Annotated in this window: 23 protein-coding genes, 1 tRNA gene and 1 other RNA gene; 15 read left to right on the top strand and 10 right to left on the bottom strand. The window is 43.1% G+C overall.

Features of this window, described 5'->3' with window-relative positions; genetic code table 11:
• A partial coding sequence (locus O9324_RS08180; RefSeq protein ID WP_288139931.1) for a DUF4351 domain-containing protein occupies window positions 1-606 on the top strand: 606 nt, incomplete at its 5' end.
• Between the two features lie 53 nt (window positions 607-659).
• Here the strand turns inward: O9324_RS08180 and priA are convergent.
• Complete coding sequence (gene priA / locus O9324_RS08175) at window positions 660-3,149, bottom strand: primosomal protein N' (RefSeq protein WP_288139930.1); 2,490 nt, start codon at window positions 3,147-3,149, stop codon at window positions 660-662.
• Here priA and O9324_RS08170 point away from each other — a divergent pair.
• The 4 genes from O9324_RS08170 (at window position 3,106) to O9324_RS08155 (ending at window position 6,663) form a co-directional block, all read left to right on the top strand.
• Complete coding sequence (locus O9324_RS08170; protein ID WP_287633146.1) at window positions 3,106-3,228, top strand: hypothetical protein; 123 nt, start codon at window positions 3,106-3,108, stop codon at window positions 3,226-3,228. The two genes, priA and O9324_RS08170, sit on opposite strands and share 44 nt — an antisense overlap.
• A 549-nt stretch (window positions 3,229-3,777) precedes the next feature.
• Complete coding sequence (locus O9324_RS08165; RefSeq protein WP_287629174.1) at window positions 3,778-4,911, top strand: RNA polymerase sigma factor, RpoD/SigA family; 1,134 nt, start codon at window positions 3,778-3,780, stop codon at window positions 4,909-4,911.
• A gap of 115 nt (window positions 4,912-5,026) precedes the next feature.
• Window positions 5,027-5,272, top strand: coding sequence for a ribbon-helix-helix domain-containing protein (locus tag O9324_RS08160; protein WP_002770247.1), 246 nt, complete (start codon window positions 5,027-5,029; stop codon window positions 5,270-5,272).
• 230 nt (window positions 5,273-5,502) lie between these two features.
• The gene (locus tag O9324_RS08155; protein WP_288139929.1) at window positions 5,503-6,663 is read left to right on the top strand and encodes an aminotransferase class V-fold PLP-dependent enzyme; all 1,161 of its coding nucleotides are present in this window, start codon (window positions 5,503-5,505) and stop codon (window positions 6,661-6,663) included.
• A 90-nt stretch (window positions 6,664-6,753) separates the two neighbouring features.
• On the opposite strand, the gene O9324_RS08150 is transcribed toward O9324_RS08155, so the two are convergent.
• Window positions 6,754-7,530 (bottom strand): RNA polymerase sigma factor SigF, encoded by a 777-nt coding sequence (locus O9324_RS08150; protein ID WP_288139928.1) that lies wholly within the window; start codon window positions 7,528-7,530, stop codon window positions 6,754-6,756.
• 605 nt (window positions 7,531-8,135) lie between these two features.
• The gene (gene ruvB / locus O9324_RS08145; protein WP_002764653.1) at window positions 8,136-9,212 is read right to left on the bottom strand and encodes a Holliday junction branch migration DNA helicase RuvB; all 1,077 of its coding nucleotides are present in this window, start codon (window positions 9,210-9,212) and stop codon (window positions 8,136-8,138) included.
• Between the two features lie 23 nt (window positions 9,213-9,235).
• Between ruvB and hisF the strand changes: the two genes are divergently transcribed.
• The 4 genes from hisF to O9324_RS08125 all read left to right on the top strand — a co-directional run bounded on the left by hisF (window position 9,236) and on the right by O9324_RS08125 (window position 12,047).
• Complete coding sequence (gene hisF, locus O9324_RS08140) at window positions 9,236-10,000, top strand: imidazole glycerol phosphate synthase subunit HisF (protein WP_002764651.1); 765 nt, start codon at window positions 9,236-9,238, stop codon at window positions 9,998-10,000.
• Window positions 10,001-10,245: 245 nt separating this feature from the next.
• Entirely contained in the window at window positions 10,246-10,446 is a 201-nt protein-coding gene (locus tag O9324_RS08135; RefSeq protein WP_002764650.1) for a hypothetical protein, read from the top strand.
• Window positions 10,447-10,564: 118 nt separating this feature from the next.
• Window positions 10,565-10,637, top strand: a tRNA-Ala gene (locus tag O9324_RS08130).
• 312 nt (window positions 10,638-10,949) lie between these two features.
• Window positions 10,950-12,047: an AI-2E family transporter gene (locus tag O9324_RS08125; RefSeq protein WP_002764648.1), complete on the top strand. Its 1,098-nt coding sequence runs from the start codon at window positions 10,950-10,952 to the stop codon at window positions 12,045-12,047.
• A 126-nt stretch (window positions 12,048-12,173) separates the two neighbouring features.
• Here the strand turns inward: O9324_RS08125 and O9324_RS08120 are convergent, their stop codons facing one another.
• On the bottom strand, window positions 12,174-13,013 hold the full coding sequence (locus O9324_RS08120; protein ID WP_002764646.1) for a reverse transcriptase-like protein: 840 nt from the start codon (window positions 13,011-13,013) through the stop codon (window positions 12,174-12,176).
• A gap of 220 nt (window positions 13,014-13,233) precedes the next feature.
• On the opposite strand from O9324_RS08120, the gene O9324_RS08115 reads away from it, so the two are divergent.
• The 4 genes from O9324_RS08115 to O9324_RS08100 all read left to right on the top strand — a co-directional run bounded on the left by O9324_RS08115 (window position 13,234) and on the right by O9324_RS08100 (window position 15,836).
• Window positions 13,234-13,476, top strand: a complete 243-nt coding sequence (locus O9324_RS08115) for an Asr1405/Asl0597 family protein (protein ID WP_002764644.1) — start codon at window positions 13,234-13,236, stop codon at window positions 13,474-13,476.
• A 44-nt stretch (window positions 13,477-13,520) separates the two neighbouring features.
• Entirely contained in the window at window positions 13,521-14,096 is a 576-nt protein-coding gene (locus O9324_RS08110; protein WP_002764642.1) for a (2Fe-2S) ferredoxin domain-containing protein, read from the top strand.
• 121 nt (window positions 14,097-14,217) lie between these two features.
• Window positions 14,218-15,072: a formyltetrahydrofolate deformylase gene (gene purU / locus O9324_RS08105; protein ID WP_288139927.1), complete on the top strand. Its 855-nt coding sequence runs from the start codon at window positions 14,218-14,220 to the stop codon at window positions 15,070-15,072.
• Between the two features lie 113 nt (window positions 15,073-15,185).
• Window positions 15,186-15,836 (top strand): DUF3782 domain-containing protein, encoded by a 651-nt coding sequence (locus tag O9324_RS08100; protein ID WP_288139926.1) that lies wholly within the window; start codon window positions 15,186-15,188, stop codon window positions 15,834-15,836.
• Window positions 15,837-15,872: 36 nt separating this feature from the next.
• Here the strand turns inward: O9324_RS08100 and O9324_RS08095 are convergent, their stop codons facing one another.
• From O9324_RS08095 to zds, 6 genes are all read right to left on the bottom strand, one after another.
• Window positions 15,873-17,144: an MFS transporter gene (locus tag O9324_RS08095; RefSeq protein ID WP_288139925.1), complete on the bottom strand. Its 1,272-nt coding sequence runs from the start codon at window positions 17,142-17,144 to the stop codon at window positions 15,873-15,875.
• 9 nt (window positions 17,145-17,153) lie between these two features.
• An RNA gene (gene ffs / locus O9324_RS08090) (signal recognition particle sRNA small type) lies at window positions 17,154-17,250 on the bottom strand.
• Between the two features lie 86 nt (window positions 17,251-17,336).
• Window positions 17,337-18,473 (bottom strand): DUF58 domain-containing protein, encoded by a 1,137-nt coding sequence (locus O9324_RS08085; protein ID WP_288139924.1) that lies wholly within the window; start codon window positions 18,471-18,473, stop codon window positions 17,337-17,339.
• A 1,035-nt stretch (window positions 18,474-19,508) separates the two neighbouring features.
• Window positions 19,509-20,528, bottom strand: a complete 1,020-nt coding sequence (locus tag O9324_RS08080) for a long-chain acyl-[acyl-carrier-protein] reductase (protein ID WP_002764636.1) — start codon at window positions 20,526-20,528, stop codon at window positions 19,509-19,511.
• 148 nt (window positions 20,529-20,676) lie between these two features.
• Window positions 20,677-21,372, bottom strand: coding sequence for an aldehyde oxygenase (deformylating) (locus O9324_RS08075; RefSeq protein WP_271953347.1), 696 nt, complete (start codon window positions 21,370-21,372; stop codon window positions 20,677-20,679).
• A 229-nt stretch (window positions 21,373-21,601) separates the two neighbouring features.
• Window positions 21,602-23,062: a 9,9'-di-cis-zeta-carotene desaturase gene (gene zds, locus O9324_RS08070; protein WP_288139923.1), complete on the bottom strand. Its 1,461-nt coding sequence runs from the start codon at window positions 23,060-23,062 to the stop codon at window positions 21,602-21,604.
• A gap of 135 nt (window positions 23,063-23,197) precedes the next feature.
• Between zds and O9324_RS08065 the strand changes: the two genes are divergently transcribed.
• Both O9324_RS08065 and O9324_RS08060 read left to right on the top strand, forming a co-directional pair.
• A complete protein-coding gene (locus O9324_RS08065; protein WP_288139922.1) occupies window positions 23,198-25,636 on the top strand; it encodes a glycosyltransferase family 39 protein in 2,439 nt (812 codons plus the stop codon).
• A 13-nt stretch (window positions 25,637-25,649) separates the two neighbouring features.
• Window positions 25,650-25,805, top strand: a complete 156-nt coding sequence (locus O9324_RS08060; protein WP_288139921.1) for a hypothetical protein — start codon at window positions 25,650-25,652, stop codon at window positions 25,803-25,805.
• Window positions 25,806-25,879 lie beyond the last annotated feature (74 nt).

Here is a 25,879-nt window from a genome sequence, read left to right as displayed (position 1 = left end):
AGAGAAGCAAAGAGAAATAAACAGAGAATATCAGAGGAGGAGATACCTAAGTTGTGGATTCTCACTCCCACAGCTAGTGAGCGCATTTTATCCCTGTTTACGGCTCAATTACAACCCAATTGGGGAGAAGGGGTTTATTTTCTCCCGGAGGGTTTAGGTACAGCTATTGTCGTCATTCATCAGTTACCCGCAATCCCAGAGACATTATGGCTAAGATTATTGGGTAGAGGAGGAACAAGAGAGAGAGCTATCGATGAATTAACCAGATTATCGCCGAATGCTCCCCTAAAATCGGCTTCTTTAAACTTATTGTATAATTTGAGTAGAAATTTAGAAGCGTTATCGAAAAAAACACAGGAGGATAGGGAGTTTATTATGCGTTTAGCTCCACTTTACCAACAGGATAGGGAACAAGCGATTCAGCAAGGTGTACAGCAGGAAGCATTAAAGTTAGTCCTCCGTCAACTTCAGCGACGTTTCGGTGAAATACCGCAAAATCTAGAAGAAACCATCCGTAACCTTCCTGTGGAGCGGTTAGAAGACTTAGGAATCGCTTTATTAGACTTTAACACTTTGACAGATTTAGATAACTGGTTGCACCCGTGAACAATAGCGATCTCGCGTAGCGAGCGCGTTGCGAGCGCATTATCCATCCTTGATTATTCTATAGTTAAGGGGTCCACATCGATCGCCATACTTACCTTGGGTAAAACTAAGCTTTTCAAAGGACGAAAAAGACGACCGATATCAGCCTTTTCTCCCGATAATTTTAACAGAATTTGCCAGCGATAACGGTTAGCCACACGCATAATTGTTGCTGGTGCAGGTCCCAAAATATCCCAATCGGAACCGAAATTATTAACACATTCCTCTGCGACATTTTCGGCACTTTTCTGCACTGCTTCCCCATCTAAACCACTAAAGCGAATTAAGACTAAACTGCCGTAGGGAGGATAATTTAAACCCTCTCTCTGCATTAATTCCGTCTCGACAAAACCCTCATAATCGTGGGTTTGCACTGCTCTAATCACGGGATGTTCGGGGGTATAGGTTTGGATAATTACCTTTCCTTCTGTTTCTCCCCTTCCTGCTCTCCCTGCTACTTGGGTGAGGGTTTGAAAAGCGCGTTCGGAGGCGCGATAATCGGAGTGATAAAGTAAGCCATCGGCTGCCATTACTCCTACTAAAGTAACTCGATCGATATCTAATCCTTTGGTGAGCATTTGGGTTCCCACTAAAACATCAAACTCACCATCAGTAAATAGTTTTAATAGTTCCCGGGGAGCATTTTTGTTACGGGTGGTATCACTATCAAAACGCAAGCAGCGCAAATCAGGAAATTCTTTGCTTAATTCTTGGGTGACGCGCTGAGTACCAGTACCGAAAAATTTCAGATAGGGAGAACCGCATTCAGGACATTGTTTCGGATGGATGCGACCATAGTTGCAGTAGTGACAGCGGAGTAATTCTTGCGCTCCCGGTTCGGTGTGGTGGTAGGAGAGGGAGACATCACAGTGGGGACACTCCAGCACATAACCGCAACTTCTGCAAGATACAAAGGTACTATGTCCCCGGCGACTGACGAATAAAATTGCCTGTTCTCCCTTGTCGCGCAGGGTTTCCAGAGATGAACGCAGGGATTGACTAAACAGGGAACGATTGCCTCGCTGCAATTCCCGTCGCATATCGACGATTTCCACCCGCGGTAAGGGGCGATTTTGGATGCGATCGGGCAAAGATAGGTAAAGACGGGGATTAGCTTGGGATTCTAGCCATGTTTCTAGGGATGGCGTGGCCGAGCCTAAAATTACGGGACAATGGTTTAATTGAGAGCGCCATTTAGCCACGGTACGCGCGTGATAGGTGGGGAGTAATTGACTTTGTTTAAAGCTGCTATCGTGTTCTTCATCGAGGATAATCATGCCTAGATGGGGTAAAGGGGCAAAAATTGCCGATCGCGTCCCGATAATAACTTGCGGGGTTCCTGTCAACATCTGTCGCCAGGTATCGTATCTTTCTCCTTCCGAGAGGGCGCTATGATAAACATAGACTCGATCGCCAAAACGGGCCACAAAGCGATCGGTTAGTTGCGGTGTTAATCCAATTTCGGGGACTAAAACCAAGGCAGATTTACCCGCTGCCAGGACAGGTGCGATCGCCTGTAGATAGACTTCTGTTTTACCCGATCCCGTCACTCCATGTAAGAGAGCGCTTTCACCACCTTTTAGGGTTTGAATGGCTTCTAAAGCCTGTTTTTGACTATAAGTGAGTGTTTTTGGTTGATCCCTGCTCATAATCGCCGAGGATAAGCGCAGGAATTCCCTGTCCTCAATCACCACATAACCCTTGTCAATGAGCGGTTTAAAATGTTTTGTCCCCGCAAGTTTTACCAATTCTGGCAGCCACATTTCTCCTCCCTGATGACGGAGAATTTCGACAATTTTGCGTTGATTTTCGGTTAAATCGGCAGGAAAGTCGGTTATTAGCAGGGTAATGGCTTTTTTTAGCTTAATATTGGTACTTTTGGGTGCTTCTAGATAACTTTCTACCCAACCGCGCTTAACTAAGTCTCGGATCCCGTAATTAGCATTTTTTAGTTTTTCTTGCAGGTATTTCGCCGAATAATCGCCTTCTTTTTGATTTTTGAGCAGGGATAAAATCTGACGGGAGAGGGGAGTACAAAAAACTTCTGCACCGGGGGGAATCGCTTCTGGTTTTAATCTGATGCGACGTTGGGAACTTCGCAGTAAACCCTTAGGTAAAGCGACGCGAACAACGGTGATTAAATCCGTTGCATAGTATTGGGCGATTTTCGTCAATAACTGCCAATAATTATCGGGGAAAAAGCCCTTAGTAATCACATCTTCCACGGGACGGATTTGATTTTCTTCTAGTCCTGCAGGCAAATTTTCGAGAAATCTAAGAGCAATTCCCCCAATTACCTGAGAACCGAAGGGAACGCTTAAAATATCGCCAATTTCTACCGTTAAATCCAGGGGGACACTATAGGTTAATATTTGCTGATCCTCTTGACTATCTCTAGGATAAGGGCGATCAACCAAAACTTCTAACCACGGTTGTCCAGTTGTGGTTAATTGGTAAGGTGTGCGAGGTTCTGCTACAGTCAGGGTAGCACAGCGATCGAGCATGGTTATCAGTTATCAGTTATCAGTTATCAGTGGGGAGTGGGAAGTGGGGAGTGGGAAGTGGGGAGAATGGGGTATTTAAATTATAGTTTAAAGCTTGAGGGGAATAAAACCAGTTAATTTTCTCTAAAAACAGTTTAAATATTGCTTTTTTGCCCACAAATTTTGATTTTTAGCTAGTGAAGTCTTCCCAAAAGAATTTTTATCCACCCTTAAGCATTGATAAAGTTAATGATAACTATTGACTATTAGCTATTAAATCGCACCATAGTTAGTCAAAAGGTGAGAATGGTTCTCAATAGAAAAAGCGAAGAATAGTAATAAAAAGCTGATGGCTATCTTGATTGTTAAGAAGCGTGATCTTTACCTAGTCAAATACTAAAAACCTTAGTTAGAGTGTATAAGTGAAAACCCTGAAAGTCTCCCCTATTCACCAGAAAATCTGATTATCTGGTTCAGCGATTTGTAACCATGGACACAGAAGCACCCAATTATATCCCAGAAATGGCCGCCATTAATTAAGAAAACGTTTAAAAAATCTGCTCCCCGAAAATTCAATGTAACAATCAGCCCATTGGGAGAAACTAAGTTTTTCCCCGCTATTATAACCCCACTCCATCCATAACTGCTTATGAAAATCTCTAAACTAGCCGCTGATGATAATTTTAATCAAATCATTGCCCTGGAGACAAATCCTTTAGAACTGGACAGCGTGGATTTTGCTGAAAGAACTGACGAGGATCTGACTGAATCTTTACCGGAAACCCTAAAAAACACTCGTGGGAGTAGTGGAACTGGATACGATAAAGGCAGCAATGAAGACACTGTTGGGGCATTTTTTAAAGAAATGGCTCGTTATCCCCTGCTTAGTGCGGAAGAAGAAATTGAATTAGCCTACTCGGTTAAGTTTCTCATGGAAGCGGAAGAAGTACGCCAAAAACTGCAAGAAAATTTACATCGTCCCCCGACGAAAACGGAATGGGCAATCGCTTTAGAATTAGATAATGAACGTCAACTGGAAAACCGTCTTTATCGGGGACGAACAGCTAAACGGAAAATGATTCGTTCTAATTTGCGCTTGGTGGTTTCTATCGCTAAACGCTATTTAAATCGCGGGGTTCCTTTCTTAGATTTAATTCAAGAAGGTGCGATCGGACTCAACCGTGCGGCCGAAAAATTTGATCCCAATAAAGGTTATAAATTCTCTACCTATGCTTATTGGTGGATTCGACAAGCAATCACCCGCACCATTGCTAACGATGCGCGGACAATTCGTTTACCGATTCACATTGTCGAAAAACTCAATAAACTCAAAAAAGCGCAGCGCATTCTCAAGCAAGATTTACAGCGCAATCCCAATGAACGGGAACTTGCAGAAGCGTTAGAAATAACTCCCGAACAATTGCGGCAATTATTACAATTGCGTCGTCAATCTCTCTCTTTAAATCATCGTGTAGGGAAGGGAGAAGATACGGAATTAGTGGATCTTTTGGAAGATGATGATCTACAACTTCCCGAAGATAAAATGAATGAGATGATGATGCGTCAAGAAATTTTCGCAGTTTTAAGTGATGTTCTCACGGAACGGGAAAAAGATGTTATCTCCCTCCGTTATGGTTTAGCTACCAGTCAACCCTATACCCTAGAGGAAGTGGGGGGAATGTTCAATTTATCTCGGGAACGAGTACGTCAAATTCAAACTAAAGCGATGCGAAAATTACGTCGTCCTCAAGTCGCACGTCGTCTGAAAGGATGGTTACATTAATAATTTTTTCTAACTCGTTCTCTCCTCTCTCCTTTTTCCTGGAGAGCTTTTTTTGTCGATATTTAGCTTAAAATTAAGGTAAAGCTGATTTTCTCAGTAGATAGTCATAATACCTATGAACCGACATCTCCAACCGAAAGTGAAAACGGGAAAATATCAATCTCCCCAAGAAGTCATCGACTTTGCTTTGCAGTTACTCGATGAATATGAACAAATAACTGATGCAGAATGGAGAGAAGATATTCGGCAAAAAATAGATAAAGCTATCTTTGCATCAGAAAATCATCCTCTCATAGATGGAGAAACTTTTGTCACTGAAATTATTCATCGTTTTCATCGTTTTCAAACCATGGGAGATTAATCTAAAATAGGTGGTTATAAGTAGGGAGGCACAATTATTTGTAGGATGGGTTAGCGGTAGCGTAACATGAGCGGGTGTTGGGTTTCATGCTTCAACCCAACCTACGTTCATCTTATATTTAATTCCACCCACCCGCTTATCATAAATATACTAGCTAGTCAGTATCTGAATACAATAGGCAATTTTTCAGCTATTTTTTCTAGTTTTGAATAAAATCAAATTAATTCAATATGTCCAAAAACTTTTGGTTAATTCCCGATAATATCTATTTTCTCAACCATGGTTCCTATGGTGCAACCCCTAAAATAGTCTTGGATTATCAGCAACAATTGCGGGAACGAATGGAAAGACAACCTTTAGCATTTTTGGGGAGAGAATTAGAGGGATTATTAGATATTGCTAGGGAAAAATTAGCGGATTTAGTCAGTGTAAATAGCGATGATTTAGTCTTTGTTCCCAATGCAACCACAGCAGTAAATGCGGTGTTAAATTCCTTAACATTTCAGGAAAATGAGGAAATTCTGATCACCGATCAGACCTATAATGCTTGTGCTAATGCAGTTAAACATATAGCTAAAAGATGGGGTTTAAAGGTAATTATCGCTAAAATTCCCTTTCCTGTGCAGTCCCCTTTAGAAATTAGTCAAGCAATTTTAGCATCTGTTTCTCCCCGGACAAAATTAGTAGTTTTAGATCATGTCACCAGTCCCACGGCCTTAATTTGGCCAATCGCAGAAATTGTGCAAGAATTAAATAATCGCTGCATTGATACTCTCATCGATGGCGCTCATGCTTTAGGTTTTTTACCCCTTAATATCGGGGAAATTAATCCCACCTATTATACTGCTAATTGTCATAAGTGGTTATGTAGTCCCAAGGGGGCTGCTTTTCTCTATGTGCGCGGGGATAAACAGGCAATAATTCGACCTTTAACTATTAGCCATGGGGCCAATTCTCCTCGACAAGATCGCTCCCGTTTTCAGTTAGAATTTGCTTGGATGGGAACCGATGATCCCAGTGCTTATTTATCAGTGCCAAAAGCGATCGAGTTTTTAAATTCTCTCTCTATTGATGGTTTACTGGGTCTGATGGCGAGGAATCATAATTTGGTTTTAAAAGCCAGAAATTTGCTTTGTCGTGCCTTGCAGGTCAATTATCCCTGTCCAGAATCAATGATTGGAGCGATGTCCTCAATTCTAATGCCTAGTTATGCTTGGGCAGCAGAAGACTTATCTAGACAACTGTGGGAAAAATATCAGATCGAAGTGCCGATAATTCCCTGGGGAGAAGCATCATTAATTGTGAGAATTTCTGCTCACTACTATAATTCGATCGAGCAGTATGAATATTTAGCTGAGGTTTTAAATTACTTGCTATTGGAGCAAAGATAAGCGGGGAGCAGGGGAAAAAAATCCATAACTGAGTTTTTAAAGTTGGATTGGGAGTTAATAACGGACTTGCTATGAGAACCGATAATTGGGCTAAAATACTTCTTGGAGCATGGTTTCCTTGAGCATTTCTAAACCCTTTTTCACCCGACGGGAGACGGTAACGACACTAATGCCTAATTGTTCGGCGGTTTCCCGTTGAGTAAGATCTTTAAGGAAGACAAATTCAAGAATATGACGGGTTTTGTCTTCTAATTGAGCCATTGCCTGTTGTAAACGAATGCGATCCTCTTGACAAAGTTGAAAGCTGCGATAACGGGGATCGGGAACGATGTCTTTTAAACAAGTATGATTATCTTCATCGTTATTAACCGTCGCATCGAGACTAAGAGGTTCACGGTTTTGGAAAGCCAGTTTTACCTCTTGCCATTCTGCGAGGGAAATATTTAAAGCGAGGGAGATTTCCGTATCATTGGGTTGACGATTGTAGAGGGCCTGGAAATCCCGACGCATATTTGTTGCTTGTCTGCCTAAATCTAACCAACGACGAGGAATACGAACTGTATAACCTTTATCCCGCAGATAGTGTTGAATTTCGCCGCGAATATAGGGAATAGCGAAGGAACTAAAAGCATGACCTTTGCTGCTGTCAAAACGTTTGATCGCTCGAATTAGTCCCATACAGCCAACCTGGACTAAATCTTCGTAATTTTCACGGCATTGATTGACCCAATGATGAGCTTCCCTTCTGACTAATCCTAGGTTTAACTCTATAATCTGATCCAGTAACTTATTGTCTCTTGTTTTTTGGTATTTTTGGAATAGGGTGAGAGTTTCTAGTTTAAGATTTTCTTTATTTAGGACAGACATATGGCGTTAACAGACTTAAAAAATCATTGGCTGTAAAAGATCACTATTGTAATTAGCTTTGACCAATCCCAATGCAGTGTAGATTAGAAGCGGCCAGCAATGGCAACAATGTAACTTACTACGATCTTGATGATACGACCTTTGTATAAAGACTTGTGTGATTTCACGCGGTCAAGCCAGTATTTAAAGACACGGGTAAGCTAAAACCCAGGTAATCAGGGTTGGCTGAAAAAGTTGTTCCTAGAGGCAGGGTGTCGCCCCCCCCAACCCCCCCGACATCGGGGGGGGCAGGGGGGGGGTGTGGGGTGTGGGGTGTGAATTTTCCCCCCGAAAAACTCTTAATCCAACAAGGTTTTTAGATTTATTCAGCCAACCCTATCTAGGGTTTGCTGAAAAAGTAGGGGCGAAGCATTCGGATAGAAAATCTACGGTTTCAGCGATAGGTTATTGTCCGAATGCTTCGCCCGTACAGGACGCGATCGCCGATCAAGATGTAAGGTTTTTGAGCCACTAGCTTGAAAATCTTGCAGCTGCTTCGCCAAAAAGCCCCAAACCCCATACCTCGTCTATATTTCACATTTATTCAGCCAACCCTATCTAGAAAACTAGAACTCGAACAAAGGTAAACTCCGATCCTTATTTTTCGGCAATTTCGCCAGTAAACCTAAATGTTCGTAGGCGGCTGACGTCACCACGCGGCCCCGGGGAGTACGATGAAGATAACCTATTTGTAATAAATAAGGCTCATACACCTCCTCAATCGTCTTGGCATCTTCTCCCGTGGCTGCCGCTACCGCTTCCAATCCCACGGGTTTACCTTGAAACTGTTCGATCATCGTCTTTAATACTAATCGATCGGTCCAATCTAAACCCATAGAATCCACATTTAATTGATTTAATCCCTCAGCGGCTAACTGGGGGGTGATAATAGTTTCTCCCTTCACCTGCACATAGTCGCGTACCCGTTTTAATAAACGATTGGCAATGCGTGGAGTTCCGCGACTGCGACGGGAAATTTCGATCGCACCCGCTTCGGTAATGGGAATATTAAAAATAGTGGCACTTCTGAGCATAATTGCTGTCAATTCCTCAACTGTATAGAAACGCAGACGTTGAATCATGCCAAAACGATCGCGTAAAGGCGCAGTTAAAGAGCCAACTTTGGTAGTAGCACCGATTAAAGTAAAGGGAGGTAAAGAAATACTGCGAATTTTCGCCGCTTGACCCTTACCAATCGTCACATCCAGCCGATAATCCTCCATCGCGGGGTATAATAACTCCTCCGTCACCCGATTCAGTCGATGAATTTCGTCGATAAAAAGAATATCCCGGGGTTGAAGATTGATCAGGATGCCGGTAATGTCCCGGGGACGCTCTAAAGCGGGGGCGGCAGTAATGCGGCAATTTACTCCCATCTGGGCCGCTAAAATTAAAGCCATGGTGGTTTTGCCTAACCCCGGCGGTCCGTAGAAGAGCAAATGATCGATCGCTTCTTGTCTAGCTTTGGCCGCGGCGATGGTGACTTTTAGATTAGCTTTTAAGTCCTGTTGACCGATATAATCCTCTAGGGATTGGGGACGAATTTGCGCTTCTGCTTTTTCCGTTTCTTCTATAGTGGGATTGGGAGTGAGCAGATTTTCCTCGGCTGCCGGGGGGGAATTGTGCGATCGTTTGATGGCCATTGTTACAATCAAGAGTCTAGGATATGTTAGCGAAGCGGATTTTGCCTTGTTTGGATGTCAATAAAGGTCGGGTAGTTAAAGGGGTTAATTTTGTCAATCTTCAGGATGCTGGCGACCCCGTGGAGTTAGCTCGCTTGTATAATCAGGCAGGGGCCGATGAGTTGGTTTTTCTTGATATTACTGCTACCCATGAAGATCGCGACACAATTATTGATGTAGTCTATCGCACGGCGGAACAGGTTTTTATTCCTCTGACCGTGGGGGGTGGCATCCAATCCTTAGAAAATATTAAAAATTTGTTAAGAGCCGGGGCCGATAAAGTCAGCATTAACTCGGCTGCCGTGCGCGAGCCGGAATTGCTCGATCGAGCCAGCGATCGCTTTGGGAAACAGTGTATTGTGGTGGCGATCGATGCTAGACGACGCAAGGATGTGCATAACCCCGGTTGGGAGGTTTATGTTCGGGGTGGACGTGAAAATACGGGTATTGATGCTTTATTATGGGCGCAAGAAGTGGAAAAACGCGGGGCGGGTGAGTTGTTAGTTACCAGTATGGATGCCGACGGCACGCAAGCGGGTTACGATCTGGCCTTGACAAAAGCGATCGCAGAAAGGGTGGAGATTCCTGTGATTGCCTCTGGAGGAGCGGGTAATTGTCAGCATATCTACGAAGCATTGACGGAAGGCCGGGCAGAAGCGGCTTTATTGGCTTCTTTGCTCCATTATGGTCAATTAACCATCGCTGAGGTCAAAAATTATCTGCAAAATCAACAAGTACCCGTGCGTTAGCCGGGAAAATGAGAGCAAGATTTGCAGAACTTAATCTAGGGATTGAGTCGCTTTTTCGGGAAAAGGATTTCTTCAGGCTGCAAACCAAGAAGAGCAAGGTTTACACCTGTTACTGAAAGCCAATGGCTGACGGCTGACAGCCGCGATCGAGCAACCGGCAAAAAATCCCTGTTTTTAACTTCCCTCCGATTATCCCTCGGGAAAATTATGTATTAGAATAGAAGAAAGTTAACAAAATTTAAAATATGTTAGTTCCGATTCTCATCTTTGACCTCGGTCTTGTGGCTTGGTCATTGCATCTGATGCAGCAAGCGTTCGACAGGCAAGAGTTTTCCTTGATGCTGGCGGGAACCTTGGTGGCAGCAGCGGCAGTGGCTATGTTAGTAGTTTATTTCCTCATGGGTCACTGTTTAACCTATTTAACCCAAATTTCGGCTCCTGTCTAAATGGGGGCGATTGTTTCACTCTTGTCAATTAGCGATCGCCTTGGCTGTGACAAATTTTTTTCTCGCCCCCCCTTGACAAAATGATTCTATTTAAGCTATATTCAAAAATGGTCTTCGCGGGGCTATAGCTCAGTTGGTAGAGCACCTCAATGGCATTGAGGGGGTCAGCGGTTCGAATCCGCTTAGCTCCATACAGTTAAGATAAGAGTTTCAGGGTTACTGGAACCAAAAAAGTGGCACGGAGATGGTAGATTGAAAGAGGATTTCTGGTTAGAAAACTCTCTTTTTACATACATCGATACTCTCTCAGGACAAAATTAATAAACCTCTTGCATAATTAATTTTTGAGGGTTCAAAAAAGGCAAAAACAAGGATTAAATTACATAAAATCTGTAAATAGACCGTTTAATTGATTATTATTCATTCTTAATTCTCCTGACTACTGACTACTGACTACTGACTCCTAACCCTAACAACAATTTTTGATTTTTACAAGAGGTCTAATGATAGAGCTTTTTAAGCAACTACCTCGTTGGTTGCGGCTAACTCTGGTTTTTCCGCTCTTATTTCTCAATGGCTGGTTATTATTCCAATTATTTAGCTACCTAGAACCCTTAGTTAGTATTTTTGTCACTGCTAGTTTACTAGCTTTTGTCTTAGATGTTCCCATCAAACTGCTGCAAAGACGCGGGGTTAATCGCAGTGGTTCGATCGCTATTGTCTTTCTAATTGCCCTATTAATTTTGAGCGTTTTAGGTTTAATTTTAATTCCCCAGATTGTCGAGCAATTAAGCAGTTTAATCAATAGTTTGCCCCAGTGGATCGAGTCGGGAACCGAACAGATACAAAATTTAGAAAAGTGGGATAAAACTCAGAAATATGCGATTTATATCGAGCAATCAATCACCCAGTTATCGGAACGACTAACCAATGTTTTACAAACTCTTAGCACTCAATTACTGAGCTTTGTGCTGGGAACTATCAACAGTATCCTAAACATTCTCTTTGTTCTGGTTCTAACTGTCTTTCTGGTTCTCTATGGCGAACAAATTTGGGAGGGAATTTTAAGCTGGATTCCGTCCCCATGGAATCTCAAATTAAGAACGATTATTCGTCAAACTTTTGAAACCTATTTTGCTGGTCAAACCATTTTAGCGGGAATTCTCAGCCTTGCTCAAATTTTTGTTTTTGTGATTCTCAAGGTCGATTATGCCCTATTATTCGGGGTGGCGATCGGTCTAACTACATTAATTCCTTTTGCCAGTGCCTTCACCATTATTGGCATTAGTACCCTACTGATGTTTCAAGATTTTTGGTTAGGGTTAAAAGTTTTGACCCTGACTATTATTGTCGGTCAAATTAATGATAATGTCATCGCCCCTCGGTTAATGGGAGGTATGATCGGACTTAATCCCGTCTGGATTATTCTATCTCTTTTTATCGGTGGCAAAGTGGCAGGAATTCTCGGTTTATTGATAGCAGTTCCTATCGCTAGTGTGCTGAAAAGTACCATCGATATCATCCGCTCGCAGCAGCGGGAAAAAGAACCGGTAGTTATCCTAGAAGAAACGGTGAAAAATTCCTCAGAGGAGAGCAAATAATACTAAATCCTGTTTTTTCAGTGAACAGTAAACAGTAATGAGTGAATTGAAAACTCACATCTGCTAACTGATAACTGCTAACTGATAACTGATAACTGATAACTGATAACTGATAACTGATAACTGTTAGGAGCGGCTAATTTCTTCGAGAATAGCCATCGCTTCTGTCACCCTATCCCTAGGGATAAATAAATGATCGTGATAATAACCAGAAATGACATTGACGCTAATTGCTGCTGCGGCCAGTTTCTCACTAATCACCGCTAAAAATCCCACCGCCGCTAAACTAGAATGCACAGAAAGAGTAATTTGTCTATAAATATATTTGTACTGCAAGCCCATGCGATCGGCTTGCTGACGGGGAATAATCACCGTTATGCCTTCCTCTTCCTGAAATTGGCAGATAGGAGTTAATTGTAGCTGTTCTAGTCCTGTTGCTGTTAGGGAAGAAAAAACGAATTCTTCGGTATTTAGGACTGGTTTCAGGGATTGGAGCAGAATATTGAGATTAGTTTCGCCTTCCTTCGGTTTTTCTGGCGATTTTTTCGCTGCATCCAGACAATGATTAGCGGCAGCGTCAGCCACACTATTTTTAGCTCGTTCAATCCAGCGCCAGCTAATGCGATCGAATCGGGCAACTAATTGACAAGCACGCTGATAAAAGGGACGTAAACTATCGCTTTTTACCTTCCAGTCTCCCTTAACTTGATTGATGACTAATTGACTGTCTCCCCGAATTTCTAGGCTTTTTAAGCCTAATTCTTGGGCTTTTTCCAATCCAATAATCAATCCCGTGTATTCAGCCTCGTTATTAGTGGCTATCTCCATATATCTAGTCGTAGTCAAGGAATTGCCCTCGGCTAAAACTATTACCGCTGCACCGGCTGCTCTCCCCGGATTGCCGCGAGAACCACCATCAAAATAGAGAACTGCTGAATTATCGGTTTTTTGAGCTTTTTTATCCATAATTTTCGTCAATAAATCTTTTTATCTCCATTTTTATCCCTTTGACAATTGTAGGCGGTAGCGATTCCTGTCGGCAAAGCGGACAAGCAAGATTTTAGCCGATCGCCGCTACCGGACAACTTTTTTTTCTTCAGGTTATTGATAATTATTTGCAGTTGTTGGTTATACTGAGAACATCAGCCTAGAGTTATATTGCTAATAGTTCTCAATTAAAAGCCCCATGAGTACAGACAAATTGCCATCGGAAGGTGAGAAAATCTTCCCTCTTAGTGCTTGGGAGCGCTGGCAGCTCTACCACTGGCTGCAGGCCCTAGACATTGAAGATAAATGCTTGTTCCATCAGCCTTTGCAGGTTCGCATCGATGCCTCCGCTCAACTTTTACAGCTGTGGACTGTCCTGCGGCAGCTAGAGGCTTCCCGAGGCTGTTTAATCGCTTGGCTGGAAACCAGTTGGCAAGCATAATCCTTGAGAAAAATTAGCAATCTAAGAGTAAAAAGTGAGAAAGTATGTCAAAATCTGTAACTGCCATGGTTCCCTTTCAAGTGGTCGGTCAATTCCTCGGTTTTGTCCTCAAAGACGGATATAAGGTAAAATACCTGAGAATCAGTGTTGATAAACGAGAATATTGGTTTAAGCCCGAAAAAACACTGCGAGACCACATACCTCTCAATATTGCTCTCCACTCATGGCTAAAAGTGACGGGAGAAAGTAGTCTTTGTTCAAAAAAGGGAAAATTAAAACTGAGGGTACTAGGGATCGAGCATTTATATGGCGAAAAAACCCCAGAAGTCGCCCCGGCAAAAGCGAAAAAAGCCACCGTCTTAATCTGTCAGAAGTCCGATTGTTGGAAAAATGGCGGTGCGAGAGTTTGCCAAAGCTTGGAGAGTGGTTTAGAGGAAAAAGGACTGGGAGAAGCGGTGAATATTAAATTAACCGGCTGTTTAAAACAGTGCAAAAAAGGCCCGAATCTGGTGGTTATGCCCGATAAAAAGCATTATAATCAGGTAGCTCCCCAAGATGTCCCCTCCCTAATCGAGCGGCATTTTGCCACTTCTGAGCAAGGGAAGAGCCTATCAGTTTAACCAGGAATTTAATCGGCGATCGCTATTGACAAACGATCTTTTTTGTGCATCAAAGGGACGAAGTGCCTAAAATTGTAATAAATTAGGGATAGAAAAAGTCAATTCTTGCCGCCGATAATTTATGACTGCTGCCACTGCAACCTTGTTAATTTCTTGTCCCGACCAGATTGGTCTAGTGGCGAAAATCGCTAATTTTATCTACGCTAATGGCGGCAATATTATCCACGCTGACCAACACACGGATTTTTCGGCGGGATTGTTCCTGATGCGGATAGAATGGCAATTAGAGGGGTTTAATTTACCCCGTGGGATGATCGAACCAGCTTTCGCCGCTATTGCCAAACCTTTGCAGGCTAGTTGGTCCTTACATTTTTCCGATACTGTCCCGCGTCTAGCTATTTGGGTGACAAAACAGGATCATTGTCTCCTCGATTTATTATGGCGACAACACGGGGGAGAAATTAGGGCAGAAATTCCTTTAATTATTAGCAATCATCCAGAATTACACTCAGTTGCCAATCAATTCGGTATTGAGTTTCATCATATTCCCATTACCGCCGAAACCAAGATTGAACAGGAAGCCAGACAATTAGAGTTACTGCGGGAATACCGGATAGATTTAGTGATTTTAGCTAAATATATGCAGGTTCTCACTCCAGATTTTATTAACTTTTTCCCCAATATTATCAATATTCATCATTCTTTTTTACCGGCTTTTGCCGGAGCTAATCCCTATCAACGGGCCTACGATCGAGGGGTAAAAATTATTGGAGCCACCGCCCATTATATCACTGCCGATCTCGATCAGGGGCCAATTATCGAGCAGGATGTGGTCAGAGTTAGCCATCGCGATACCGTAGGAGATTTAATTCGTCAAGGTAAGGATTTAGAAAGGGGGGTGTTAGCGCGAGCGGTACGTTTACACTTGCAAAATCGCATTTTGGTTTACGCTAATCGCACGGTAGTGTTCGCTTAAAATGGGATAAGATGTACTGGACAAAAAAGACATCATTGCGGGTTAAAAATTAGGAAGTATCGGCGCAATTGACTAAAATAGCAATAGACCAGAGCAGAAGGAAAAAATTATCTATGGCAACTACATCCGAAGATGTATGGCGACTCTTAGCCGAATTAACTACCGCTCAAAAAGAAACTGACCGACAACTCAAGGAAACTGACAAACAACTCAAGGAAGTTAGTCAACAACAGAAGGAGACTGAACTACTATTGAAGGAAGTTAGTCAACAACAGAAGGAAAACGCCCAACAACAGAAGGAAACTGACAAACAACTCAAAGAACTGGGCAAACAAATTGGGGGACTTGGTGCCAAATTCGGCAGCTTTACCGAAGGACTTGCCCTTCCCTCAATGGAAACGATTCTCAGACAACGCTTTGGTATGGAAGTTGTTAGTCCCAGTGTGCGCGCCAGTAAAGAAGGACAACACCTAGAAATTGATGTTCTTGCCTATACAAATGGTGAGCTAAATACTGCTTATATCGTTGAGGTTAAAAGTCATGCCAGAGAGGAGTCTATTACACAATTAAAAAGTATTTTGCAACGGTTTCGCCGCTTTTTTCCTGAACACAAAGATAAAAAACTCTATGGCATATTAGCGGCGGTTGATTTATCCCCGGAATTACGGGAAAAAATTCTGCAAGAAGGGCTTTATGTGGCTCGGATTCATGACCAAGTATTTGAATTAGATATTCCCGATAATTTTCAACCTCAAACCTATTAAATAACCCTGCCCTAGGAAAAACTTTTTCAGTAAGCTTTATTGTAATTGTCCGCGCAGAGCATAACGATCTTTTTCTAAGCCGAAAGCGAAGAGAAAAGAATGGCGTATGGTGGGGTTAGAGAGAGTAAAAAAGAGAAAGAGAGCGATAACAGCTAATCCTGACGATAAACTAAACATAGTTTTGTAGGAAATTGCTAAAACCCCCAGAATTGGACCGGCTAAGGCTGTTCCCACATCAAAACCGCCGATACAGATAGAATAGGCCCGGCCGCGTTCTTGGGGCCCAGAGCGATCGGAGATTAAAGCCAGTAACATAGGGAATAAAATCCCCCCTCCCGTACCTTCGAGGATAGCGGCTAAAATTAAATCGGAAGGAGATCGGGCAGAAGATAGAATCAACATGGATAAACCATAGCAAAAAACGCTAATAGTGATGAATAAACCCCGTCCATAGCGATCGCTGGCTCCTCCCGACAAAATCCGTCCGATTACCCCCGATACTGCCGCACAGCTGTAGAATAGACCAGCACTGACAGGAATCTGATTTTCGAGGAGAAACAGGGGTAAAAAAGCGACTAAACCGCCGAATAAAGTACCGACCAATAGAAAAACTAAGGTAGGGACTAAAAAAGCTCGCTCTTGACATAATGCCCAAAAACTGCGCTCGATTGTCTGATTTTCTGCCTTCATTTGGGCTAATTTTTTCTTGAAGTCCGGTTCTTGAATGGAGAAACCCAAGAGAAAGGCGATCGCTCCTGAAGCGGCGGAAACTAGAAATAAACCGTTATAACCGATCGATTGGTAGAGATAACTGCCTAAAGCTGGACCGATTCCCATGCCTAGGGGTGCAGTTAAGCTCATATAACCAATTATCTCTCCCCGTTGACGAACGGGGGAAAAATCCACCACTAGGGTACTGTAACCGGTGGTAAAAGCGGCGATACTGAGACCATGGTAGGCGCGGACGGCGAATAAAGAGGAAAGATCGCGAAAAAATAGATAACCGAGGGGTGCGGTAGCGGCGACAATAGTTCCAAATAAAACCACTAATTGGCGACTGCGGCGATCGACTAGATTGCCTAACCAACTGCGCGATAAAATTAAACCGATAGCAAAGGCCCCCATGACAAAACCGATATCTTGTTTGCTACCGCCTAGGGAGTCAATATAGGTGGGGAGAGTGGGGAGGAGAGTGGTAATACTTATCCAGAAAAACAGCGCCGTGACGAAGAGGAAGAGTAGTTGACTACGAGTCTCGGCAGTAAGCGATCGAAAAGTTTTGAAAGCGTTCACAACAGCGACCGTCACAGGCAACAAAAAGACCCGGAGATCACGCCAGTCACAAGCATCCCGTATTGCTGCTACCTTCCGGTCCTGACAAGGTTAAGGCGTTGCGATCGCATGAGTCCGAGTCTTTTCTATCATAACATCTTTTTCCGGGATACGGGCATTTTTTTCCAGAGAATTTCCTCTCAATCTAGACTGTGAACGGAAATTTCCTCAACGAGGGGGTTTTTGCAATTGTTGTTGTAGAGAAATTTCTGGTTCGATCGCCAATCCGCTAAACTGTCGGATTAAGACGGAAGGACTCTCCCTAGAATCGGCAGCGAGGAAAAATAACCAACGGCTGCCGGGGGTGAGTTGTTCGATGGCATTGAAGTTACTTGTCAACCAAATCACAGGTAAATTGGGCAGATTAGCTTTTTTTTGACTAGCTTTTGCCTCTATAGCCGCTAAAGTTTCTAAAATGACCCTTTCCCCCTGAATTAAACCCGTTTCACCGGTCCAGAGTTTCACATTTAATTGCCGACGATGGGCATAAAAATAGAGGGAAGCAGCGGCAATAATCGCCCGTTCAAAACTGTCTTCTTGCCAATCACAGAGGGTATCGAGACAGATAATCACTTCCTGTCCCCCCGTTAACACTTCTAATTCCCGAATTTGCAATTCTCCCAAACGGGCGCTAGTTTTCCAGTGAATTAAACGGGTAGAATCACCCTGGCGATATTGTCTCAAGTTACGGGTAAGTCCTTGACTAGCCCTTTGATAATAGCGATTATTTTCTAATTTTTGTTCCATCTCTTGACCGAGGGAATCGATCAGGGGACATTGTTGTAAGGGTAAAACTTGGGGATAAACTAAAGCTTTAGCCGCTGCTTGCTGACAACGACGACACCAAAATAAACCGAGAGGGGCTGCTGTTCTTAATTGTACTTCTTGCCAGTGATAAATACCTCGTTTACTGGTGGGTAAATAATAAGTCCAACGATGGTAACTTTTGGGGGCAATCGCTTCTATTGGGGTTATTTTTGGACGATCGAGAACTATAGGCAGTATATCTGTCACTTCTAACAGATTTATCGGCTGATTGCTCGTATTTTCTATCTCTAGGCTAATACTAAGATCGTCTCCTGCACTCACGGGTACAATGGCAAGACGACGCACTTTCAGAGGAAGAAGGGAACGACGGGGTAAAATTATCGATAAAACTAAAACAGCGATCGTCGTGCCAGAGATAGCATACAACCATCCCGCCATGGTATTGGTCGCAGCTCCGAAAAAACAGAGGGTAATGCCCATGATTACCCCCCCACCGTAAGCGGGTAAAATACCGCGATCTTCTAACCAAGTTTTCATAGAGTTTAGTGGTTTTGTCGTCTTTGCTAGAAAGCTAAAAATCAGGCCCACATCTCTATAATTCCCCCAAAAGCCCTGATAAACTATCAAGGAGATCGGACTGATCTGTTAAGGGAGTTCTCTTCCTTGTCACTATTGGGATTTTTCTTAACAAAACTTAACAATTGATGGCAAAATTTTGCTTGCTTTTGTGGGCAGATTTTGGGATAATATTTTTAAAAGAGTTTATTCATAATGGCAATCCAAGCAGTCATTGATAAACACAAACATCCCATTATAAGACGATTATAACCCAAGCCGCCGGCAAAGTCAAGCCCTCACTCCTATTATTATTAGATTTCTTGCATAATTAATTTTTGAGAGTTCAAACTCACCGTTCGCTCATTTCTCGAACCGAAAATTTGATAAATTGTCTCAAATGCAGTCTAGCAAACGCATTGAGCGTTCTACTCGAATATTTATTAGTACAAAAAGACCATTTGGAAGTTAACGAATTGATCAGGGTTTGAGCGAGTCAATTGGTGATCGCATTTCGGCACTTTTCTGCTTACCTTATTCGCTAAAAAGCATACAGGATAAAGGTTAAAGCAATTTTAAAACCCTTCCCTTAAAAGAGTAAGCAAACAAAGAGTCGAAGGCTCTGCCTTAAAGTAGTATTCAGGTAGAACCTCAACAAAGCGTTCCCAGGTAGAACCTGGGAACGAGCTAAAAATCAGGACCACATCTCTATAATTCCCCCAAAAGACCTCTAATCAGCGAAGGGAGTCCTATCCCTTGCCACTCTTAGGATTTTTCTTAACAAAACTTAACAATTGATGGCAAAATTTTGCTTGCTTTTGTGGGCAGATTTTGGGATAATATTCTTAAAAGAGTTTATTCATAATGGCAATCCAAGCAGTCATTGATAAACACAGACATCCCATTATAAGACAATTATAACCCAAGCCGCCGGCAAAGTCAAGCGCTCACTCCTAATTATTTGTCGCCTAAAACTTCTAATTCCGTGGTCGGTGGGGGGGGGATTGGGGATATTAATTAAAATAACAAAGGTTGAAAACCGTGTTTGCGGGAAGCTGCACCGATTTGTTCCATTTTAGGGACAGTAATTTGATTGCGTCCCCAGGAAAAATTAGTTTGCCAACCCTCCAACTCCAATAAAATCGCCTCGGCAAAACAGGCAAACATTTGACGAGAGGGAATATCCATATTAACGATTTTCATAATTTTCCAGTCAATATCGAGGGAATGCTCGACAATGCCGCCCTTAATCACCGAAATATCGGGGGCATTTAATACCATGCCTAAATTTTTCGGATAACCACCATCAATAATAATGCAGGGGCGCTTGAGTTTATCTGGATCAATTTCTACCCCTTTAGGCATACTAGCCACCCAAACAATGATATCAGCTAGGGGTAAAGCCTCCTCTAGGGGGAGAATTTTACCGCGACCTAACTCCTCTTGGAGAGATTGTAAACGCTCTTGATTGCGTGCCACATAGATTAGTTCTTTTGTATCGGTTTTTTCATTTAACCAACGACAAACAGCGCTGCCGATATCTCCGGTGGCCCCACAAACCACGACGGTAGATTGAGCTAAATCAATGCCCATTTTTTTAGCAAGGGTTTCCACCTGAGTGCAGATGACGTAAGCGGTGTGGGTGTTACCGGTGGTAAAACGGCCAAAATCTAGCTCGATATTCCGCACCTGTCGATTATCTTTGAGATTAAACTCCTCGAAAATAATTGAAGAAAAACCGCCGAGTGCGGTGATGTTGATATCACTTTTTTGAGCGAGTGCCATGGCATTTAGCACCTTACGAATAGCAGACTTTACCCAACGATTCGACAACATCTCCGGTAAAAAACAGGATTCGATGTATTTACCCGTGATGGTTTGTCCCGTGATGCTGGTGACATGAAAATCATCGACAATTTGCGGGGGGGCAGCGCACCAAAAATCTAATCCCTGGTTAGCATATTCAGGATAACCTAGATCGTCGGCGACCGATTGGGCGTGTTCTAAACTGGTAAGATGACCTATAAGACCAAACATTGATTGTTCTTTAGTTAGACTAGATGGCACTAGATAAAAATGAGGATATTGCTAAGAAATCGTTAAGACTCTTAAATATATTACACAAAAGCGCCGCTCTGTGTGGAGCGGCAGCAGGGCGAAAAAAAGAAATCTCGATGCTCAAGCTTTAGACGGCAGTTAATCCGTAGGCAGACATCCGCATGATATCACGGGTGCTGAAACCGATATTGCTTAAAGCTTCCCCGTAGCTAATCATAAAGTCTTCCACGAGGGCCTCTTTTTCCATAGCGAGAACGCGAGCATCATCCTCGACTTGATTGAGCATTTTCCAGACAATGGGTAGATTAGCGCGATTTGCCGCTTCTAATTCCTCTTTAGCGGTTTCAAAGTTCGCTTTTAGCCATTCTTCGCCAAAATTGAGGTGTAAATATTCGTCTTTAACTACGCCTTCAGTAATTTTACGGGCAAAAGGATCAGCAACGGGAATATAAATATTATAGGCAGCGATCGCAAAAGCTTCAATAATCAAAGATTGGATTAATAAACAGGTGACAACTTTACCTTCTGCGTAGGCAATTTGGAAGTTATTGTGCAGAGAGGAAAAGAATTCTCTGGCATAATCCATATCAGGGGTGATTTGCAAATTTCGGCCGCAAGCTTGAAAACCTTTCATGTGACGGTTTTCCATTTTTGCCAGACGGTGTAACTCTTCTTTGTTATCGGTGAGGATGTCTGCTAATTGAATATAATTGCTATTGGCCTCGTATTCGCCTTCAATAACGATGGCATTAATGCGACTATAGGCTGATTTATAGGTTTCGCTGGTGAAATCAAGCTCTAATGGTACAGCAAGCTCTGGCATAAACTCGATTGACTCCTATTTCTGACGAGATTTTTCCGACGTTCTTTCCAGTCTAGGGTAAGCCTTCTAGATGGAGTGATCTTTTTACGAGTCTAGCTTGATCGGTCTTTTTTGTATAGCTTGGCCTGAGGGGCTGACTTGCCAAGTTAGCTATAGAGGTTATCTTTTTCGAGTGAAAACAAATCTAGAGGCAATCCCTTCTTAAGGGACGAGATTGCCGGCTGTTTGCTCAAACCGTGGCTAAAGATTTCCGGCGCTCGGCCTGTTGTAGGATCGCTTTGGCTGCCTGTTTACCCGATAAAGTGGCTCCTTCCATGCTATCAATGTAATCCTGTTGGGTATAACTGCCAGCAAGGAAAAAGTTAGCGATAGGAGTCGCTTGCGAGGGACGATAGACATCCATCCCCGGTGCTTCCCGATAGAGACTCTGTGCTAATTTAACCACACTAAACCAAGTCATCTTTAATTCCTGCGAGGAGGGAAATAACTTATGGACTTGCGCTAAAACGTGCTGGGCAATATCTTCATTTTTAGCTTTAATAAAAGGGTCCCCGGGGGTTAAAACCAACTGTAATAAAGAACCTTCTCCGGAGCGATAATAATCCCTAGGACTGGTGAGAGCAAGATCTGCAAAACAGGAAAAATCCGCTTGGTGGGTGTACAAAAGATTGTCAATTCCCACCGCTTTTTGCAGTTGTCGGCGTTTTTCGGCATCATTTAACTCCGTCACCCAACCGTCAAAACGCAGTTGTACCGTAGCGACGGGGACGGCTTCTAGTCGGAAAATATTGTCAAAAATCGGCATTTTACGCCAATCTTGGGGAATAAGACGCTGAATACCGGGGACATCACCAGCGCAAACGTAGGCATCTGCGGTGATAGTTTCTCTGGTTTCTCCGTTAGCGACGATCATGCCATTAACTTGCAGATTTTCGCCCTCTCCAGAATAGAGAATTTCCCGCACCTGACGACGGGTAGAGATTTTGGCACCCCGAGCTTCCAGATAGTTAATAATCGGTTTATGTAGGTATTCGTGGGGGGAACCTTCCAACATCCGCAGGACGGAAGCTTCGGTTTTAGCGGCGAAAAATTGGAAAATCGTCAGCATACAACGGGCCGAGATATTTTCCGTATCGATAAATCCTAAGGCATAGGCGATCGGATTCCACATTTTTTTTAAACTGCCTTCATTACCGCCATGGCTACGAAACCAATCAGCAAAGCTAATCGAGTCCAGATCCCGAATCGTTTTCATCGCTCCTTGAAAGTCTATCAGACCGCGGACGATGGGACTTGTACCTAAGGCCAGAGAATTAAAGATTTTATCGGCTGCTGAGAGTTGGGAGGAGGTAAAAAAGGCTTTTAAACCGTTAAAAGGCGCACCTGCGACGAAACGAAAGTCTAATTCGCCGATTTTTCCTCCTTCGTTGATAAAAGTGTGGGTGTGTTCTTTGAGCAGTAGGGATTGAAAAGCGCCCACTTTTTTCATTAACTCAAAAAGATTATAGTAACAGCCAAAAAAGACGTGCAAGCCCATCTCGATGTGATTACCGTCCGCATCTACCCAACTACCGACTTTTCCACCGACAAAGGGACGAGATTCTAAGATTTCTACTGTACAGCCCGCATCGACCAAATCGATAGCTGTTGCCATTCCCGCTAATCCTGCACCAACGATCACCACTCGCATTTGTCAAGTTCCTGTTACAATTTTTCACTAAATCTTTATTTTACCCGATCGATCTGGTGTTTCTCGCTGGCGATTTTTTCAGGGTCGCTTGAGAGCGTGGCAGAATAATTGAGAGTTGTCCGAGGGAGAGTCATTTTGAAGCGATCGCTAGATAGGAGACAGGAATTAATTATTATCAGTATTATTTGGATATTGGGGGTATTAGTCGATAGATTCTGGTTTAGTCTCGATCATACTATTCCTGCTTGGGATCAGGCCGATTATCTCAACGGTGGGATTATCTATACCCAAGCTTTCCAAAATCCGCGCTGGTTTGATGGGGATTGGTGGCGCGGTTTATGGCTAATGTCCCCGAAAATTCCCCCTTTAACCTATCTTTTAACGATTCCCTTCTTTAATCTCTTTGGTATTAGCGTTGACGCGGGTATGTGGGTAATGGCTATCTATAGCGCCCTACTGCTCTTTTCTGTGTACGGATTGGGAATTATCCTCTTCAATGGGACTGTAGCACTCTGGGCGGTCTTAATCTGTCAATTTCTCCCCGGTTTATACTATTATCGCCTCGAATATCTCTTAGATTTTCCCTTAGCGGCAATTGTAACGTTTTCTTACTTCTGCTTGACATGGTGGCGATTTAGTGGCCAAGGCTGGCTAAAAGCGATCGCTTTCGGGATTTCTTTCGGTTTAGGGATGTTAGTCAAACAAACCGCCCTATTTTTCCTCTTTTTGCCAATTTTGTGGGTATTGGGCGAAAATCTCCGGCGAAAACGTTGGGGCAATCTAGCGCAATTAATGCTGAGTTTTTTGACGGCAGCATTGTTGATGTTTCCCTGGTATCGGACGAATTGGTTATTAATGTTAACTGCGAGCAAACGTGCCACGGTAGATTCGGCGATTTTGGAGGGAGATCCGCCCCTTACCAGTCTAGATGCCTGGACATTTTACGCCCAAGTTTTACCCTATTTTCTTTCTTGGGTATTATTATTAGTTCCCCTGGTGGGATTATTAATCTCATTACGTCATAGAAAAACCGAAGATAAGGTTAATCGTCCTGTGTGGATTTGGTTAGGAGTTTTTCTGCTGGGGGGATACCTATTATCATCCCTCAATATCAATAAAGATGCTCGTTATATTTTGCCGCTTTTACCGACTTTATCCTTAATTTTATCCGTTGGTTTATTATCGTGGCGCGGTCGTTTTGCCCCTGGTATCCGTTGGGGAACGATAACTATTGCCGCTATCCTCACCAGCTTAAATTTATTCCCCTTGGGGGGAGATATAATTACTAATGTTTTCAGTCCCGAATTGCAACACCATCCCTATTTAAAAACTGGTTGGCAGCACGAAGAAGTAGTTAAAGAGATTCTAGCCGATTCTCCCTATCTTCGCAGCACCCTAGTGGTTTTACCTTCCACCCCCGAATTAAATCAACATACCTTCTCTTTCTACGGTGGTAAACATAATTCCCAGGTTGCCGGGAGACAGGTGGGAGTTAGGGAAGAAGATATAGAAAAGGATGTCAATTCTTTAGATTGGTTTTTAACTAAAACTGGTGAACAGGGTTCCGTCCCCGATGTCCAGAAAAAAATTGTTAATCGAGTCGCCACCGGTCCAGATTTCCAAGTGGAGAAAACTTGGCAGCTACCGGATGATAGTACCCTGTCCCTACACCGAAAAATATATCCTTCCGTCACGGTTAAACCCCTTGAAAATGCGCCAAAACAGGTGGAATTAAGAGAGATTGCCATTGCCGAAAAAGCTTCTCCTAATCAACCAATTCCTGTGGTTTACAAATGGGCAGGAGACTGGCAACAATTAAAGTCAGGGGTAGTGATTTTAACCTGGCAAGAAGTGGACGGTAAGGATTATTGGATGCACGATCATGGTATTGCTATGGGGGGATTAATGGCAGAAAAATTAACTACTGAAGAGCAACAAAAGGGTTTTGAAGTCACTGAAAAAACCGCCATGCAGTCGGCAGCAACCCCCGGAGTTTATCGCTTATCTGCTGTCTATCTCAATCGGGAAACTGGCGAAACCTATCCGATTAAAACTAATGCTGAAATTACCATCGATCCTCAAGTCTCCAAGTTAGCAACGCCCCAATTAGATTTAGTGACCCAATTGCGCTTAAAGTCTGCTAATATTGGTCAAGGATTAACGGGTATTGAACCAATTTTTGAGTTAACTAATCGTATCAATCAATACGATTCGATTCAGGATTATGTGCTGCAAGCAGACAAGGCCTTTTCCTATCGTTTACAGCAACAAAATCCCCCCGATAAATTATCTTTAGCCTACGGATTAGCAATTTCTAAGGTACTACAACAGGATGTGGCAGGGGCAATAAAAGCCACGGAGGAAATGATTAAAATTGACCCCCATAATCCCTATCATTATGCTTATCAAGGTTTTATTTATCTTTACGATTGGCAACCGCAAGCAGCCCAAAAAGTCTTAGATAAAGCTAGACAATTAAATCCCGATAGTGAGGAAATTAAGACTTTAAATGCAGTGGCTGCCTTGATGGGGGGAAATCTCGTTAAAGCTTGGCAATTATGGCAGTCAAATTAAAATAGAGTGGGAAGTGGGGAAGTGGGGAAGTGGGGAAGTGGGGAAGTGGGGAAGTGGGGAAGTGGGGAAGTGGGGAAGTGGGGAAGTGGGGAAGTGGGGAAGTGGGGAAGTGGGGAAGTGGGGAAGTGGGGAAGTGAAGCATTTGGCTGAAATTTCCCTAAACCCCTAAACCCCTAAATCCCTATCATCCCAAAACCCTATCACCCTATATCCTGACTCCTGACTCCTGACTCCTAACCCAAT

It is taken from the genome of Microcystis sp. LE19-84.1B (assembly GCF_027531875.1).
In the GTDB taxonomy this organism is placed as follows: Bacteria; Cyanobacteriota; Cyanobacteriia; order Cyanobacteriales; family Microcystaceae; genus Microcystis; species Microcystis panniformis.
The sequence above is the reverse complement of the archived record's forward strand: the minus strand, read 5'-3'. Positions and strand labels throughout refer to the sequence as shown.

Coding starts and splice junctions, on each gene's coding strand:
- purU (WP_288139927.1), top strand. CDS start 14,218: ATGACTGCTGCCACTGCAACCTTGTTAATTTCTTGTCCCGACCAGATT.
- O9324_RS08155 (WP_288139929.1), top strand. CDS start 5,503: ATGTCCAAAAACTTTTGGTTAATTCCCGATAATATCTATTTTCTCAAC.
- O9324_RS08120 (WP_002764646.1), bottom strand. CDS start 13,013: ATGGATAAAAAAGCTCAAAAAACCGATAATTCAGCAGTTCTCTATTTT.
- hisF (WP_002764651.1), top strand. CDS start 9,236: ATGTTAGCGAAGCGGATTTTGCCTTGTTTGGATGTCAATAAAGGTCGG.
- O9324_RS08135 (WP_002764650.1), top strand. CDS start 10,246: ATGTTAGTTCCGATTCTCATCTTTGACCTCGGTCTTGTGGCTTGGTCA.
- O9324_RS08125 (WP_002764648.1), top strand. CDS start 10,950: ATGATAGAGCTTTTTAAGCAACTACCTCGTTGGTTGCGGCTAACTCTG.
- O9324_RS08085 (WP_288139924.1), bottom strand. CDS start 18,473: ATGAAAACTTGGTTAGAAGATCGCGGTATTTTACCCGCTTACGGTGGG.
- O9324_RS08115 (WP_002764644.1), top strand. CDS start 13,234: ATGAGTACAGACAAATTGCCATCGGAAGGTGAGAAAATCTTCCCTCTT.
- O9324_RS08080 (WP_002764636.1), bottom strand. CDS start 20,528: ATGTTTGGTCTTATAGGTCATCTTACCAGTTTAGAACACGCCCAATCG.
- O9324_RS08150 (WP_288139928.1), bottom strand. CDS start 7,530: ATGTCTGTCCTAAATAAAGAAAATCTTAAACTAGAAACTCTCACCCTA.
- O9324_RS08075 (WP_271953347.1), bottom strand. CDS start 21,372: ATGCCAGAGCTTGCTGTACCATTAGAGCTTGATTTCACCAGCGAAACC.
- zds (WP_288139923.1), bottom strand. CDS start 23,062: ATGCGAGTGGTGATCGTTGGTGCAGGATTAGCGGGAATGGCAACAGCT.
- O9324_RS08100 (WP_288139926.1), top strand. CDS start 15,186: ATGGCAACTACATCCGAAGATGTATGGCGACTCTTAGCCGAATTAACT.
- O9324_RS08110 (WP_002764642.1), top strand. CDS start 13,521: ATGTCAAAATCTGTAACTGCCATGGTTCCCTTTCAAGTGGTCGGTCAA.
- O9324_RS08165 (WP_287629174.1), top strand. CDS start 3,778: ATGAAAATCTCTAAACTAGCCGCTGATGATAATTTTAATCAAATCATT.
- ruvB (WP_002764653.1), bottom strand. CDS start 9,212: ATGGCCATCAAACGATCGCACAATTCCCCCCCGGCAGCCGAGGAAAAT.
- O9324_RS08160 (WP_002770247.1), top strand. CDS start 5,027: ATGAACCGACATCTCCAACCGAAAGTGAAAACGGGAAAATATCAATCT.
- priA (WP_288139930.1), bottom strand. CDS start 3,149: ATGCTCGATCGCTGTGCTACCCTGACTGTAGCAGAACCTCGCACACCT.